We start from the raw sequence: 14,188 nt of genomic DNA, 5'->3' as shown, positions 1-14,188 counted from the left end.
GACTACATGCGAGCGGGTGGCCCGTTCCGGCGCAGCAGCACAACCGGAGCGCCATTGTATTCGCATTCACGCGTCACTGTGTAACCCAGCTTTTGGGCCAGCTTCTGCGAGACTGCATTCGCCGAATTTACCATTGCTACCAATGGACCGGGCATGATGCGATCAAACCAGTCATGCGCTGCTTGGGCCGCCTCAAACCCCAACCCCTGCCCCTGCGCCTCGGGCACCAGAATCCACCCGGCTTCGGGAAAACTGTCGAAATCTTCTCCCAGCGCACGGTTGCCATAGAAAAATCCCGCCTGACCGATCATCAGCCGATTCGATTGCTGCAACACGGCCCATTGCCCGAACCCGGCCATCTGCCAATGCCCCGCGTTGCGCAAAAACGAATCCCACGCCTCACCGCGCGAACGTGGCCTGCCGCCGATATGGCGCACGATGCAGGGGTTACGCCATATCTCGGCGAACCGGTTGAAATCCTCGGGCCGCATGCCGCAAAGCATCAGGCGCGATGTGTTTATCGTCGGGGTGGATCGTATCATGCCCTGCCCGCTCAAGTTTTTTTGCCTCAGAGTGATCGTTGCGAACGCAGCCTCACCCTGGCAAGTCCGAAATCCAGACAGGCACAAAAAAACGGCGCCTCCGTTGCCCGGAAGCGCCGTTTTTAAAGATTTCGAAGCGATTAGGACGCTTCAGAGATGAATTTGACGGCGTCGCCAAAGGTCTGGATGGTTTCGGCTGCGTCATCCGGGATTTCGATGCCAAACTCTTCTTCGAAGGCCATGACCAGTTCAACGGTGTCCAGGCTGTCTGCACCCAGATCGTCGATGAACGAAGCGTTCTCGGCTACTTTGTCTTCTTCAACACCCAGGTGCTCAACAACGATCTTTTTAACGCGATCTGCGACGTCGCTCATGTCTATTCCTCATTCCATTTCAGGGCTTAATGCCCGGTTCAGCCCTTGCCCGCTCAGGCTGGCTTTGATTTGCCCGGTCTGGGCGGTTTGGGTCCCCGATTACCGGGAAAGTAGAAGGCCGACCGTTTGGCCGACCCCTGCATACATGCGCCGCCTATAACACAGACAACGCCCGAGGCAAACGCTTTCGCGCCTGTCTCGGTCTGCGATCACAACATGGCCATACCGCCATTCACATGCAAGGTTGTTCCTGTGACATAACCCGCTTCGGGGCTGGCAAGGTACAGAACTGCCGCGGCAATTTCCGATGGATCGCCCATGCGGCCAGCTGGAACCTGCGTAAGGATGCCAGATTTCTGATCGTCGGTCAGCTTATCGGTCATGGCCGTAGTGATGAAACCCGGAGCCACCGCGTTGGCCGTGATTCCGCGGCTTGCGACCTCATAGGCCAGCGACTTGGTCATGCCGACCATGCCCGCCTTAGACGCGGCATAGTTGACCTGACCCGGGTTGCCGGTTGCACCCACCACAGACGAGATGTTTATGATCCGGCCCCAGCGCGCCTTCATCATGCCGCGCAGCACGCCTTTGCACAGCTTGGCGGTGGCGGTCAGGTTCACGTCGATCACGCTCTGCCATTCCTCGTCTGACATCCGCATGAACAGGTTGTCCCGCGTAATGCCCGCGTTGTTGACCAGAATGTCGACCGATCCCATCGCATCCGCCGCCTGTTTCGGCAGCGCTGCGACGGCTTCGGGGTCGCCCAGGTTACAAGGTAGGACATGGGCGCGTTCGCCCAACTCATCCGCCAGCGCCTGCAGTGGCTCGATCCGCGTACCAGACAGCCCGACAGTGGCCCCCGCCGCGTGCAGTGCGCGCGCGATATCGCCCCCGATACCGCCAGAAGCGCCGGTGATCAGCGCATTCTTACCTGTCAAATCAAACATTCGGTTTCCCTCTTGGTGCGTCCCAACGAGACGTTTTCAACTTACGATTTGGCCTGGGTGACCTTTTGCACGTCTTCCGGCGTGCCAACGGCCTTGCCTGCGATGTCGCGGTCAATTTTGCGGATCATGCCCGACAACGCTTTACCCGCGCCGATCTCCCACGCCTCGGTCACGCCCTGCGCGGCCATGTACTGCACGCTTTCGCGCCAGCGGACCGAGCCTGTGACCTGTTCGATCAGCAACTGACGGATCAGGTCTGGGTCGGTAACGGCTTCAGCACGCACGTTCGCAACCAGCGGCACGGCGGGTGCCTTGATTTCAACGGCGGCCAGAGCTTCAGCCATCACATCAGCTGCAGGTTGCATCAGCGCGCAATGGAACGGAGCGCTCACCGGCAGCATCACAGCGCGCTTGGCACCCTTTTCCTTGGCGATTTCTGCCGCACGCTCGACGGCAGCTCTGGAGCCCGAAACGACAACCTGGGTCGGGTCGTTGTCGTTTGCGGCCTGACAGACCTCTCCCTGGGCCGCCTCTTCGGCAACTGCGCGCACGGCGTCCAGATCAAGGCCGAGAATTGCGGCCATTGCGCCCTCGCCTACTGGCACGGCGCTTTGCATGGCCTGACCACGTGTGCGCAGCAGACGCGCCGTGTCAGCAACCGACAAAGCACCAGCAGAAGCCAATGCCGAGTATTCACCCAGCGAGTGCCCCGCAACAAAGGCCGCATCGGTAACCGAAACGCCTTCGGCTTCCAGCGCGCGCATCGCGGCGATCGAGGTTGCCATCAGCGCCGGCTGCGCATTTTGCGTCAGCGTCAGGTCCGCGATGTCACCTTCCCAGATCAGGCTGCTCAGCTTTTCACCCAGCGCTTCGTCGACCTCGTCGAACACAGCCTGAGCTGCCGGGTAAGCCTCGGCCAGAGCTTTGCCCATCCCGATGGTTTGGGCGCCCTGCCCCGGAAAAACGAATGCGCGTGTCATTGCGACCTCTTGGATGACGTTAGGTTGCCGGGGGGTGTAAACCGAGTGTGGACGCGGCACAAGCATTGCATGACCTCTGCACTGTGGCACTTTTGATGTGCGCATCCCGCTATTGAGTCCTGATCCCATGGCTTTAGGTTGAACCCAGCTACCCCAGCCCGGAGCAACAGATGCCCTCAACCAATACCTTTTCCAGCTATGGCAGCGTGACCAAGACGTTCCATTGGCTGACCGCCCTGCTGATCTTTACGGCGCTACCTTTGGGATGGATCGCCAATGATCTGGCCCACGCGATCTATGACCCCTCAATCCCGACCACCGAGGACGATATCGCTCGGGCAACGCGCCTGTTCTCGCTGCACAAGACCGTGGGTGTCACAGTTTTCTTTGTCGCCCTTGCCCGTATCCTGTGGGCCGTGACGCAGACCAAGCCGGGCCTGCTGAACGCAGAGAATAAACCCGAAGCCTTCGCCGCCGAAACCGTTCACTGGATGCTCTATGCCTCGCTGGTTCTGGTGCCGCTGACGGGCTGGCTGCACCACGCTGCTTCAGAAGGGTTCGCGCCGATCCTGTGGCCCTTCGGGCAAAACCTGCCTTTCGTGCCCAAATCGCCCTTTGTTTCCGAGGTGACGTCCGGCCTGCACTGGCTGTTCATCTGGGTTTTGGCCGGGTCCTTGGTCATGCATATTGCCGGGGCTCTTAAGCACCATGTGGTCGACAAGGACAGCACCCTGCGCCGCATGCTGCCCGGCAAATCGGACGCGCCCGAGCCTCCGGCTCAGCATCATTCAATGATCCCCGCCATTGCGGCGCTGGCGGTCTGGGTGGCGGTTTTGACCGGTGGTTGGTCCATCGGCGTCTTCTCGGACCACTCCGTCGCGGCGACCGATACCGCTGAACTGACCGAAGTGCAGTCGGACTGGCAAGTGCAGGACGGCGACCTGTCCATCACAATCACCCAGTTGGGCAGCCCGGTGACCGGCCGTTTCGCCGAATGGACCGCCGCAATCGCCTTTGAAGATCCGGCGGAACCGGGGCTGGCTGGATCCGTGGATGTAATAGTTTCCATCACGTCACTGACATTGGGAACGGTGACAGATCAGGCCATGGCCGCCGATTTCTTTGACAGCGCCCAGTTCCCGACCGCCCAATTCAAAGCTGAAATCTACAAGACAGACACCGGGTATGAGGCGCGTGGCCCCCTGACAATCCGCGACAAATCGGTGGACGTCGCGCTGCCATTCACCCTTGACCTGCAGGAGAACACCGCCGCGATGGTCGGAGAATTGGAACTGAACCGTCTGGATTTCGACGTTGGCACCTCTCAACCAACCGAAGAATCGCTGGGCTTTGGGGTCGCAGTCTCAGTCAACCTGACAGCCGAGCGCGAGAGCTAAGAAAAACCGCCGGGGCAATACCCCGGCGGCTTCGTTTCAGAGGATCGAAACTGGCTTATTCAGCCTTCTGTGCCTCGATCGAAATCCGAACTTCAACTTCGTCGCCGACGAACGGTGCGAATTGACCCAGTTCGAAATCGCTGCGCACCAGCGTGGTGGTCGCATCGAAGCCCGCCCAAGGCTTGTTCGCCATCGGGTGCTCAGCTACCTGGTTAAGCTTGGCATCTAGCACGACCGATTTGGTTACACCGTTCATGGTCAGGTCGCCAGTAATGTTGGCGGTGCCTTCGCCGGTGACCTCGATACCGGTCGAGGTAAAGGTGATCATGTCACCTTCGGCCACACCGAAGAAATCTTCGGTCATGAAGTGATCTTCGCGCGGTTTCCAACCGGTGAAAATCTCGACTACGGGCATCGAAACGGAAACGCTGGATGCGGTGGGGTCTTCCTGATCGAACATGATCTCGCCTTCAAAGCCCGAGAACATGCCGGTTGTGGTCGAGAAACCGAGGTGGTTATAGCTGAAGACAACCTGACTGTGGCTGGGGTCCAGAGTGTATTTCTCGGCGCTTGCAAACGCCGAGGTCGCCGAAACGGCCAGTGCAGCAGCAATAAGGGTGGATTTCATGACAAACTCCGCAATTTTGTGAATGCAAACCTGTTGGGTTGCTCGATAACAAAAATGTGCTGCCTAAAGGCAGCACACAAGTATCATTCTCTCACAGTTTCTGTTCTTTAGTGAACAGAATAAATCTTAGGCGAAGATTGTTACACTTCCGCTCAATTGACCCTTTAGCGCTCGGCTGACATCCGCCGATTGCAGCGGCAGCTTCATCAGCAAGCTACCATCGACGTCGAACAACTCGACCTGTTCGTCGGCAAAGCGCGCGCCACCCAGCGTGTCATAGCTGCGGCGCAGAACGGTTTGCGGACGTCCGTTTTCATTCTTTTGCAGCACCCTAACTTCACGGCGGATTGGGTCGAAATAGGCGTCAGGACGGGCGTCGAGGATTTGGACCGTCAGCAGGCTGACCCCAACCAGCAGAAACAACAGCGATGCGGCCAGTTTGATCGGCCAGACCTCGGTCGCCATGGCGGAACTCTCCATCAGCCACATTGAAAACGCCATCACGATCAGAAACGCCCCTGCAACGCGCGCCAGAACCATTCGGACCTTCCAGTTCGGCTCGAACCCGATCAGCACTGGTACAGATTTCTCATAGTTCGCGGTGTTTGCGGACTCTTCGAATGTATTCGTATTCATCGCGGTCATATCTCTCACCCTGTTTTCAGGTTGCCGTCCTGGGTCCGGTTTCTCCGGATAATCCCCGGTATGAAAACAACTTTGAGCCGAAAAACGTCAGGATTTGGGCAGCGCAATGGAAATAGCGCGACTTCACCAAGGCACCTGTGGCAGGGCTTGCCCCTCAGGCTGAAACGTGTATATGGGGCCATCCTTCGCAAATCACATGAATCGCGCAGCCTCTCGTGGCAGGGTCGCGAAGGATAAAACGGCCCCGCCTATGAAATGCGCCTTGATAAAAACAGGAGTGCACATGCCACTGTATGAGCATGTAATGATCGCGCGTCAGGACCTGTCCAACGCGCAGGCGGAAAGCCTCGTCGAACATTTCGGCACAGTTCTGGCTGACAACGGCGGCAACGTCGTCGACAGCGAGTATTGGGGCGTCAAGACGATGGCCTACAAGATCAACAAGAACCGCAAGGGTCACTATTCCTTCCTGAAAACCGACGCCCCCGCTGGCGCCGTTCAGGAAATGGAGCGCCTGATGCGCCTGCATGAAGACGTCATGCGCGTTCTGACCATCAAGGTCGACGAGCATGCCGAGGGCCCCTCGGTCCAGATGCAGAAGCGCGATGAGCGCGAAGGCCGCCGCGAGCGCCGCTGATCAACGCCTGACGAAAGGACATAAACCATGGCCGCAAAACCATTTTTCCGCCGCCGCAAGGTCTGCCCGTTCTCGGGTGAGAACGCGCCGAAAATCGACTATAAAGACACCCGTCTGCTGCAGCGCTACATCTCTGAGCGTGGCAAGATCGTACCTTCGCGCATCACCGCCGTTTCGGCGAAAAAGCAGCGTGAACTGGCCCGTGCTATCAAGCGCGCCCGCTTCCTCGCCCTGCTGCCCTACGCCGTGAAGTAAGGAGAGACTGACATGCAAGTTATCCTTCTGGAACGCGTTGCGAAACTGGGTCAGATGGGCGACGTCGTTGACGTCAAGCCCGGCTACGCCCGCAACTTCCTGCTGCCCCAGGGCAAAGCGCTGAGCGCGTCCGAGTCGAACATCGCCTCGTTCGAAGCCCAGAAAGCGCAGCTTGAAGCGCGCAACCTGGAAACCAAGAAAGAAGCTGAAGCGCTGGCTGAAAAGCTGGACGGACAGCAGTTCATCGTGATTCGCTCGGCATCGGATGCCGGTGCTCTGTACGGCTCGGTCACCCCGCGTGACGCCGCAGACGCCGCAACCGAAGCTGGCTTCTCGGTCGACAAGAAACAGATCGCCCTGATCGCACCGATCAAGGAACTGGGTCTGCACTCGCTGGCAGTCAAACTGCACCCCGAGGTCGAAGTTGAGATCAAGATGAACGTCGCCCGTTCGGAAGAAGAAGCCGAACTGCAGGCGTCGGGCAAATCGATCCAGGAACTGGCCGCTGAAGAAGAAGCCGCTGCCGAATTCGAGATCGCAGAACTGTTCGACGACATCGGTTCCGCCGCTTCGGAAGACGAAGAACTGGTCGCCGAAGAAGCCTCGGCTGAAGAAGACGAAGCCAAAGCCTGATCCGGCTGAAGTGAGATTTGCGAAGGCCGCACGAATTGTGCGGCCTTTTTTTGTACACACGCCCAACGGGCGAAATTCAGCCAGAAATTGGACCTGCGCTTGCATGCAGCTTCGTGTTTCCTATCATCGCCGCCTGAATTTCGGAGTACACAGATGACATCATTCTTGCGCCGCAGCGTCTTGGCCATTTTGTTGACAGCTCCCCTCGCTGCCTGCGGCGGGCCGGGCACGCAGACACAGGATACGTTCGATCCGCCGCTATACCCCAACGAGACGCCCGAGTTGCGCGCATCAATCAACCGTTGGGCGGACCACTACGAAGTTCCGCGCGAGCTGGTGCACAAGCTCGCGATCCGGGAAAGCACCCATCGCCCCTGGGCTGTGAACCGTCCCTATTACGGCCTGCTGCAGATTCTACCCGCCACCGCGCGCTCGATGGGCTATTCTGGGAATGCACAGGGGCTGCTGGACGCGGACACCAACCTCGAATTTGCGGGTAAGTACCTGCGCGGTGCGTGGTTGCTGTCGGACGGTGACCAGCAACGGGCGATATTTCTGTATGCCAAAGGGTATTATCCAGAGGCCAAAGCACAGGGCATGTTGGTCGAAACCGGACTGCGACCTCAATAGCAGCCATTGCCTCTTGGGCAATAATCATGGACATCCGACGCGAATTCGCGTCAAATTAGGTGGATTTCCTCCGAAATTGGGAGGATTCGCTGTTTTCTGTTGCGCGAAGCACGCATTAAGCCTGTGCGATACGAACATTACCCTTGCACTTAATGCATCGGTTGACGCAACGTGGACATGAATTCGGACGGACTTGGCACTTTGGGGGATGAGAAGTGCCGCACAAAGGTTGGACAGGTGAAACTCATAGACTTGGCCGCGCTCGACCATCAGGAGAAGTCGACCGCAGATATTATAAACTCTGTCTGCGAGGAACTCGGCTTCGACTATGCGTCTTATGCCACAATGAACCCTGTCAAAGGGGACGTTCAGGGGTATGCGAATTATCCTGACGAATGGAAGATTCATTATGGAAGCCACGGGTATCACCATTTCGATCCGACGATTTATCAGTCCGTTCTCAGCATCGCCCCGGTCGATTGGAATCGCTTCAACCACGATGAGAAATTCAACGCCGTCTTCCGTGACGCCCACGATTTTGGTATTACGCCGCGTGGGCTGACGGTTCCGGTCCGTGGCCCTTATGGCGAATGCGGAATACTCAGCGTCACGCGCGACTGCTCTGACCATGAGTGGGAGTCACTCAAAAAGCACGTTATGGGCGATCTTCAAATGGCCGCCGTACATGCACATGACACGACTATGCAGTCAGGCGTGCTCGCCAAAGCGCTTTACTTGCCGTCTCTTTCCACGCGCGAAAAAGAGATCTTGCAATGGGTGGCCGAAGGTAAATCGCAGCAGGATATCGGCGATATTCTGTCGATTTCGCACCGAACGGTCGAGGTTCACATGCGCTCGGGTCGCGAAAAACTGGGTGCGTTGACCACGCCGCAGGCCATAGGCAGGGCCATAGGTCTGGGCCTAATTGCGCCTGGGTAAGCGAAAAAAACGCAAAAATACGGGAAATCCCCAATAGTTTCTGTCCACGACTTGGTTAACTCTTGAGTCACGGTAACCAGACTGTAGGGGGATGGAAATGATCATCGTAATTGATGGTATCAACCAACATAAGTTTAAAGACGTCCTGGACGAAATGTTCAAACTGCGGGCACGCGTGTTCGGAGATCGCTTGGGCTGGGAAGTCAACATCGTGGATGGCCGCGAACGGGACATGTTCGACGACCTGAATCCCGCACACGTGGTCAGCATCAACGACGAGGGGGACGTCGTTGGGTGCATGCGCCTGTTGCAAACCACAGGGCCGCATATGTTGTCGGACGTATTCAATTCGATCCTGGATGGAGAACCGCCGTTGCGCAGCTCGCAGGTTTGGGAGGCGACACGGTTTTGCGTCGACACCAAAAAACTTGGCCGCGGACGCGGCAAGAACTCAGTTTCTTATGTCACCAGCGAAGTCATGATCGGTTCGTTCGAATACGCAAAAACGGCTGGTGTGCTGGATTCAATCGCCGTGATTGATCCGGTCATGAACCGCGTCCTGCAGCGATCGGGCAACGCACCCTATGACTACCTCGGCACCGCCAAACCGATGGGCAAGGTGGTTGCAATGGCTGCGATGATGGATTGTTCGGACGAGCGTATCACGGGTATTCGCGATTATGCGGGGATCGAACATGATGTCTTTCTGACGGAAGAACAGGCCCTTGCACTTTTTGCCCGCAGCCGGACCGAATCTCCTGCCAATGTTGATCACCAGCCGCTGACCGAGCTTGAAAAATACTTTGTCGAACAGATGCATTCGGCAAGGACGAAAGATGAGGTCAACGATGTACTGAAATTGATCGAGGCCCTTTCGGACCGTTTCACGCCAGAGCAGAAAAGCGCTCTGCTAAGTACCCCCCGTGCTTTTGCTCATGAGGCTTGACCCCCTCACCTCATAGTACAAAAGCCATCCACCGGAGCCGTCTGATTACCAGGCGGCTCCGCTTTTTTTGGTGCCCATGTTGTAGATGGGCGGAAGAGGGTTACTCCTCTTCCAGTGCCTCAACGGCTTTCTGCAGGTCGTCTTTGCTGACTTCCTTGTCAGCGACCTGAGCCAGTTCGACGATGTAGTCGATGACCTTGTCTTCGAAGATAGGGGCGCGCAGTTGCTGCTGCATCTGAGCGTTCTGCTGCACGAACTCAAAGAACTGACGTTCCTGGCCAGGGTACTGACGCGCCTGGTTCATGATCGCTTGGGTCATTTCAGCATCAGTAACCTCGACCTCGGCCTTCTGACCCAGTTCGGCCAGCAGCAGGCCCAAACGCACGCGGCGCTCGGCCAGCTTGTTGTGCTCGTCGGTCGGCTCGATCTCACCGTGGTCGTGGCCTTCCACATCCGGGTTTTCCTCGTGGAACAGCTGATGCGCAATCTGCTTGGCTTCTGCTTCAACCAGCGAGGGCGGCAGGTCGAAAGAAACCTTCTCGTCCAGAATATCCAGCAGAGCGCGCTTCATAACCGCGCGCGATGCACCTGCGTATTCGGCTTCCAGACGCTCTGCAATTTGGCCTTTCAGCGCTTCCAGATCTTCGGCACCGAACTTGGTGGCCAACTCGTCATTGATCTCGGCCGCAACGGGCTCCTTCACCTCTTTCACGGTGCAGGTGAAGACAGCGTCTTTACCGGCCAGATGCTCGGCACCATATTCTTCCGGGAATTTGACGTTGACGTCTTTTTCTTCCTCGGCCTTCACACCAACCAACTGCTCTTCGAAGCCGGGGATGAAGCTGTTGGAACCCAGAACCAGCGGGTAGTCTTCGGCCGATCCACCTTCGAACTCTTCGCCGTCCACTTTGCCAACGAAGTCGATCACGACCTGATCGCCGTCCTTGGCTTTGGAACCTTTGCGACGCGCTTTGAAGTTCTGAGCGGTTTCGGCCAGGTTGTTCAGTGCTTCATCGACGGCCGCGTCATCGGCTTTGACGACCAGCTTTTCAAGCTCGACCGACTTCAGGTCAACTTCTGGAATCTCGGGCAGTGCTTCATAGGACATTTCGACGTGAACGTCGTCGCCCTCTTTCCAGTCCTCGTTGGTCATTTTGACCTCGGGCTGCAGCGCAGGACGGTCACCGCTGGCTTCAAAATGCTTATTCATGGCGCCGTCGATGCTTTCCTGCATCGCTTCACCCAGCAGGCGCTGACCGAACTGCTTTTTCAGCAGTGCCATCGGCACCTTGCCTTTGCGGAAACCCTTCATCTCGACTTCAGGCTGCGCTTCGACCAGCTTTTCATTCACTTTGTCATCCAGCTCAGCCGCGGATACGACGATGTTGTAACCGCGTTTCAGACCTTCGTTCAGCGTCTCGGTAACCTGCATTATGGTAGTCCCCATAGGATTCGGGGCGCGCAAAACGGCGCGCCGGGCAAATTTGACGCCTTCTATTTGCCCAGCCGCCCACGTGCAAGGGGGCAATGCCCAATCGGCCTTGTTTTACCGACGATTTGAACAAAAAAACGCCCCGGACATAACCGGGGCGCTTGTTTGTCATATGGGCTGGATCAGAATTTCCAGAGCGCGCCCAAAACCCATGCTTCGTTGTTGTCAAAGTCGACCGTGTCGTCGAAATCGTGGTTGCGGTATTTCAGGTACGCATCGGTATTGATGCTGTCGATGCGCTGCACGACAGCGATGCCCCAGGATTTGGTGCTGGACCCGGAGTTTTCAAAATCCGAGCCGTCAAAGTAATCGATACCGACACCGGTTTTGCCCCAGGACACCCAGTCTCCTTCATAGGCCAGTTTGGTGTACCAATAGTCAGGATCGCTGGCCCCTGTCGCCGTGTCGTCACGCGTGCCCAATGCGGCCGTAAAGCTGAACCCGCTGGGCAACAGAACCGAAGCGGACCCGATTGTATCCTTCCGCTCACCCGAGCTATCATCGAAATCGCGGACCGCATATGCCACACTGGCGGCAAACTCGACGCCATTGGCGAATGTGTTTCCGTAGGAAATCGCGATATCGTAATAGTCGTCGTCATCGCTGCTGGACAGGATGTTCTGACCATAGGCAATCGCGGCCGAGAACCCGTTGAAATCGGGCGTGTCATAGCGAATACGCCCGCGACGCGCGCCATCAAAGTTGCTGGACGAGTCACCCACTGTGATATCGCTCAGGACACCGTCTGTCCCGCGATAGAAGAAGGCACCGTTTTCATCGTTAGTGAACGAGTACAAAGCCGTTCCGACATAGGACAGGTCAACCTCGGCGGCCCCGTCCGAGGCCATGCTACCTTGACCGGCCGAGAACTTGCCGTAACCACCCTTCAACGAGAAATCGACGTGGCGGATGTCTTCACGGGTCCAACCATTGGTATTGGTACCATCTTGGTTGGCCGTTCCGGTGCTTGGCAGACCCAGCCCGGTTTCAAAGCGGAACATGAACTCGTTGCTTCCGTAGGGCTGCATCAGCCGCAGGCCGACACGGCTGTTGGAAAGGTCGTTGTCCAGCAAACGAGTTTCTGTTTCTTCGCCGTCATCAACGGATACGATCGCCGGATCGAGTTGACCGTACAACAGCACATAGCCGCCGCTGCTATTTTCGTACTTCAATTCGGCTGCGGCAGGAATTGCCGTTGTCGCGGCCAGCACAGCCGCCATTGAGGACAGTTTTAGTTTCTGCGTCATTTCATTCACCTTCAAAATTCCGGCTTCCGTTGCCCCTGAATCGCGTAGTTATCGCGGACGTTCCAGCAGTTGAAACCGATACTTTCAAAGTATTGCAAACCTGCCACTCAGATCGCGAAAGCCGGACGCAATTTCTATTTTAATCAACAATTTATCTGCCACAACACCGCAGCCAGAGATCCACGCCTAAGGAATTCTGACGCCCGGCCATGCGACTGGCAAACACTCGCTTTGATCGCAGCACAAACCCATCGGCCAGTTGCCGCCGATCATCGGGTAGATCGGCCAATTACCGCTCAAGCAATCAAGTATTCAGTTCTTTAAGAATCTTAGGCAGTTGTTCGGGCAAGTCTTCGGCAATCAAACCCGGGCCAAATGCACGCGCGCACTCCACATGCAGCCATGCTGCCGTCTCCGCCGCTTGCTTCGGGCCGAACCCTCGGGCCAGCAATCCGGTGATAAACCCGGCCAGCACATCGCCCGATCCTGCGGTTGCCAACCACGGAGCGGCGAGTTCGTAGAAAGCCGCATTGATCGAACATTGCCCGTTCGGCGCGGCGATCACCGTGTCCGGCCCTTTGAACAGCACCACACACCCTGCCCTTATTGCGGCCTCACGCGTAGCATCCACCTTGGAGTAGGCCGGACCTTTGGTTGGTATTGCTGCCAGCTTTTCGGCAATGTCCGGGAACAGCCGCGAGAATTCTCCGCCATGTGGCGTCAGAACACAGTTTTTGTGGAGTAAGGAAAACAGCGCAGCCGGATCATCCGCGAACGCCGTCAATGCGTCGGCGTCCAGAACCGTTGCGCGTTCGGCCTCAAGGGCAGCCGGCACCAATTCTCGCGCACGCTCTATGCCCAATCCCGGACCGAGACACAAAGCATTCAACCGCTCATCCTTCAGCACGTCTGTCAGACCATCCGCGCCTTCAACCCGCTGCAACATGATGGCCGTCACCTGTGCCGCAACCTCCATCTGAGCAGCCGGAGGCACTGCCAAGGTCACCAAACCCGCCCCAATGCGCAACGCCCCCCGCGCCGCCAGCCTCGCGGCCCCGGTTTTCGCGGAGCCGCCTGAGAGGATGAGGGCGTGACCATGCGCGTATTTGTGAGTCTGAGGAAGTTTTTTTAAACGTTTTGGTACACCTTCAACCAAACCTAAGATCGCCCCGTCCGCCTTCTCATTCCAAACTTCATTTATGCCAATTGATTTCACGACCAGCCGACCCGATTGATTTGGTCCGCGATCTAAATAATGACCCCGCTTGGCCCGGTGAAACGCGACTGTCAGATCAGCGACCGCGAACACACCAAGCGACTTGCCACTATCTGAGCAAAGCCCAGACGGAGCATCGATGGCGACAACTTTGATCCCCCTTACTTCGATCAAGGCGTCGAAAGACTGCAAAACTTGCGCAAGCTCCCCTTCAATACGGCGAGCCAGCCCGGTTCCAAAAACAGCGTCAATGATTAGGTCTGGTTCCTTAGTTTTTGAAAGTGGCCCCTTACTTCGAAGATCGCCGACAGCGCCCAACACGCGCCAGCGCTCGTAGTTGGCTCGCGCATCTTCAGGAAGCTTCTTAGGGTTGCCATACAGAAAGACTTCGACCTCCCAACCCTGTTCTTTCAACAGCCGCGCGACAACAAATCCGTCACCGCCATTGTTCCCCGGCCCGCACAGAACCACAGCCCGGCCAGGCGATTTTGCTAGTTCCGGCCACTCTTCAAAAATCGCCTCGACAACGCCCTGCCCGGCCCACTCCATCAACTCCAGCCCAGTCACTTCACCGGACTCAATTGCGGCCTGTTCGATGGTCCGCATTTGCGCTGCAGTCAGCAATTCCGTCATCTCAAATCCCTCAGCGATTCAATTCTGATTACTTTTTGTGCAAGTCG

Annotated in this window: 16 protein-coding genes; 7 read left to right on the top strand and 9 right to left on the bottom strand. The window is 57.2% G+C overall.

Features of this window, described 5'->3' with window-relative positions; genetic code table 11:
• Nucleotides 1–2: 2 nt before the first annotated feature.
• From ACR0IK_RS00870 to fabD, 4 genes are all read right to left on the bottom strand, one after another.
• Nucleotides 3–542: a GNAT family N-acetyltransferase gene (locus ACR0IK_RS00870; RefSeq protein ID WP_480593406.1), complete on the bottom strand. Its 540-nt coding sequence runs from the start codon at nt 540–542 to the stop codon at nt 3–5.
• Nucleotides 543–682: 140 nt separating this feature from the next.
• Nucleotides 683–916: an acyl carrier protein gene (locus tag ACR0IK_RS00865; RefSeq protein WP_008756330.1), complete on the bottom strand. Its 234-nt coding sequence runs from the start codon at nt 914–916 to the stop codon at nt 683–685.
• Nucleotides 917–1,125: 209 nt separating this feature from the next.
• Nucleotides 1,126–1,863 (bottom strand): 3-oxoacyl-[acyl-carrier-protein] reductase, encoded by a 738-nt coding sequence (gene fabG / locus ACR0IK_RS00860; RefSeq protein WP_480640124.1) that lies wholly within the window; start codon nt 1,861–1,863, stop codon nt 1,126–1,128.
• Between the two features lie 41 nt (nt 1,864–1,904).
• On the bottom strand, nt 1,905–2,843 hold the full coding sequence (gene fabD, locus ACR0IK_RS00855; RefSeq protein WP_480593400.1) for an ACP S-malonyltransferase: 939 nt from the start codon (nt 2,841–2,843) through the stop codon (nt 1,905–1,907).
• A gap of 170 nt (nt 2,844–3,013) precedes the next feature.
• On the opposite strand from fabD, the gene ACR0IK_RS00850 reads away from it, so the two are divergent.
• On the top strand, nt 3,014–4,240 hold the full coding sequence (locus tag ACR0IK_RS00850) for a cytochrome b/b6 domain-containing protein (RefSeq protein WP_480640121.1): 1,227 nt from the start codon (nt 3,014–3,016) through the stop codon (nt 4,238–4,240).
• A gap of 55 nt (nt 4,241–4,295) precedes the next feature.
• Here ACR0IK_RS00850 and ACR0IK_RS00845 read toward each other — a convergent pair whose 3' ends face one another.
• Complete coding sequence (locus ACR0IK_RS00845) at nt 4,296–4,868, bottom strand: YceI family protein (RefSeq protein WP_480593394.1); 573 nt, start codon at nt 4,866–4,868, stop codon at nt 4,296–4,298.
• Nucleotides 4,869–4,994: 126 nt separating this feature from the next.
• A complete protein-coding gene (locus ACR0IK_RS00840; protein WP_480593391.1) occupies nt 4,995–5,513 on the bottom strand; it encodes a hypothetical protein in 519 nt (172 codons plus the stop codon).
• A gap of 283 nt (nt 5,514–5,796) precedes the next feature.
• On the opposite strand from ACR0IK_RS00840, the gene rpsF reads away from it, so the two are divergent.
• The 6 genes from rpsF to ACR0IK_RS00810 all read left to right on the top strand — a co-directional run bounded on the left by rpsF (nt 5,797) and on the right by ACR0IK_RS00810 (nt 9,553).
• Nucleotides 5,797–6,150: a 30S ribosomal protein S6 gene (gene rpsF, locus ACR0IK_RS00835; protein WP_039529890.1), complete on the top strand. Its 354-nt coding sequence runs from the start codon at nt 5,797–5,799 to the stop codon at nt 6,148–6,150.
• Nucleotides 6,151–6,177: 27 nt separating this feature from the next.
• Nucleotides 6,178–6,405, top strand: a complete 228-nt coding sequence (rpsR, locus tag ACR0IK_RS00830) for a 30S ribosomal protein S18 (protein ID WP_005608650.1) — start codon at nt 6,178–6,180, stop codon at nt 6,403–6,405.
• A gap of 12 nt (nt 6,406–6,417) precedes the next feature.
• A complete protein-coding gene (gene rplI / locus ACR0IK_RS00825) occupies nt 6,418–7,038 on the top strand; it encodes a 50S ribosomal protein L9 (protein WP_480593389.1) in 621 nt (206 codons plus the stop codon).
• A 153-nt stretch (nt 7,039–7,191) separates the two neighbouring features.
• Nucleotides 7,192–7,668, top strand: a complete 477-nt coding sequence (locus ACR0IK_RS00820) for a transglycosylase SLT domain-containing protein (protein ID WP_480593386.1) — start codon at nt 7,192–7,194, stop codon at nt 7,666–7,668.
• A 237-nt stretch (nt 7,669–7,905) separates the two neighbouring features.
• Nucleotides 7,906–8,607: a helix-turn-helix transcriptional regulator gene (locus ACR0IK_RS00815; RefSeq protein ID WP_480593384.1), complete on the top strand. Its 702-nt coding sequence runs from the start codon at nt 7,906–7,908 to the stop codon at nt 8,605–8,607.
• Nucleotides 8,608–8,704: 97 nt separating this feature from the next.
• On the top strand, nt 8,705–9,553 hold the full coding sequence (locus ACR0IK_RS00810) for an acyl-homoserine-lactone synthase (RefSeq protein ID WP_480640118.1): 849 nt from the start codon (nt 8,705–8,707) through the stop codon (nt 9,551–9,553).
• A 100-nt stretch (nt 9,554–9,653) separates the two neighbouring features.
• Here ACR0IK_RS00810 and tig read toward each other — a convergent pair whose 3' ends face one another.
• The 3 genes from tig to ACR0IK_RS00795 form a co-directional block, all read right to left on the bottom strand.
• Nucleotides 9,654–10,985 carry a trigger factor gene (gene tig, locus ACR0IK_RS00805; RefSeq protein ID WP_480640116.1) on the bottom strand — a complete coding sequence of 444 codons (1,332 nt, stop codon included), beginning with the start codon at nt 10,983–10,985 and terminating at the stop codon, nt 9,654–9,656.
• 182 nt (nt 10,986–11,167) lie between these two features.
• Nucleotides 11,168–12,292 (bottom strand): porin, encoded by a 1,125-nt coding sequence (locus ACR0IK_RS00800; protein WP_480640114.1) that lies wholly within the window; start codon nt 12,290–12,292, stop codon nt 11,168–11,170.
• 304 nt (nt 12,293–12,596) lie between these two features.
• Entirely contained in the window at nt 12,597–14,141 is a 1,545-nt protein-coding gene (locus ACR0IK_RS00795) for an NAD(P)H-hydrate dehydratase (RefSeq protein ID WP_480640112.1), read from the bottom strand.
• Nucleotides 14,142–14,188 lie beyond the last annotated feature (47 nt).

The organism is Ruegeria sp. BF7, assembly GCF_056538605.1.
The sequence above is the reverse complement of the archived record's forward strand: the minus strand, read 5'-3'. Positions and strand labels throughout refer to the sequence as shown.